Origin of the sequence: Lentibacillus populi (genome assembly GCA_014642895.1) — a bacterium.
GTDB classification, from domain to species: Bacteria; Bacillota; Bacilli; order Bacillales; family Amphibacillaceae; genus Lentibacillus_C; species Lentibacillus_C populi.
Window position 1 is genome coordinate 1 of sequence record BMJD01000107.1, and the last position, 1462, is coordinate 1462.

Consider the following 1462-nt stretch of genomic DNA (forward strand, 5'->3'; position numbering starts at 1 on the left):
CCGGACCAATGTCTTCTGGTTTATCAATCGTATATCCAATTGCCCCCATGGACTTTGCTACTTCTGCAAAGTCTGGACCCTCAATATTAGAACCAACGTATCGATCATCATAATAGTCGACTTGGTTTTTCTTCTCTGCCGCCCATGCTTTATTGTTAAATACACAGGCAATGACAGGGATATGTTGTTCAACAGCTGTGCTTACCTCATGTAAACTCATGCCCCATGCTCCATCACCAATGATCGCTGCAACTGGTGTATCCGGTTCTGCCAGTTGTGCACCAAGTGCTGCCGGATAGGCAAAACCTGTGTTGCCAAATGTCAATGCGGCGATATGTCTTCTTGTTTGGTTAAATTTCAAATAAGCGTTGGCCGTCGATGATACATTTCCGATATCAGTCGAGATAATGGTATTTTCCGGCAATGCTTTTGTTAATTCCAAGAGTGCCCGCCTTGGGTTAATCGGATTGCCATCGACCATTGCCAGGTCAATTAATTCCTGATCCCATGCTTCTTTTAAGCTGCTGACTTCAGCCAAACGTTTGGAATCTTTCGCCGGAGACGGCACGGCCGCTTGCAGCCGACGGTAAATTTCGTCACTTGCTGCTTTGGCATCTCCGATAATCCCAACTTCAACAGGGTGTGTACGGCCAATCTGACGCGGGTTAATATCGATTTGAATGATTTTGGCTGTTTTCGGGAAGTAATCGATATCATAGCAAGGCAGCGTTCCAAATTGGGATAATCGTGTGCCAATTGCCAGCACAACGTCTGCCTTTTTTAAGGAGTGCATGGCAGCTTTCGAGCCCATATAGCCGATTGGTCCAACTGCAAGCGGATGATCTGCCGGAAAAGCATCGTTGTGCATATAGGCGCATGCGGCAGGTGCTGTCAAATGTTCCGCTATTTTCACTACCGAATCGACACCGTCTGCGTCAACTGAGCCACGACCGGAAATAATGACCGGATTTTTAGCATCCTTTAGCAACGCAGCCGCTCTTTCAATGGATACCGGATCACCACTGCCTCGTTTGTCCGCACGGTATTGATTTGGCTCCAAAATATAATCCTCCAATTCGCCATAGAACAAATCACGAGGGATATCAAATAGAACCGGACCACGTTCCGCGTATGCAATTCGAAAAGCAGTTCTGAGGCAATCCGCTACACGGTTTTTGTGTGTAACACGTACTGTCTCCTTTGTAATATCTTCAAATATTGACACCTGATTAGCCTCTTGGAAACCGTCCAGGCCAATGGACCCGGTTCCTGCCGATGGCGAAATAACTACCATTGGGCTATGCGCCTGATTTGCCGCAGCCACCGACGTTACCATATTGGTAATCCCTGGACCGTTTTGGCCAACAATGACCCCGGCAGTTCCGGAAACACGTTCATACGCATCTGCCATATGACCGGCACTTTGTTCATGACGAACAGGGATAAAGCGAATTCCAGCTGT

The 1462-nt window shown here is 47.5% G+C and carries 1 protein-coding gene; it reads right to left on the reverse strand.

The genetic code is table 11. The features are described from left to right. On the reverse strand, positions 1-1462 hold a 1462-nt coding region (gene xsc, locus IEX12_RS23050; RefSeq protein ID WP_188725988.1), incomplete at both ends, for a sulfoacetaldehyde acetyltransferase.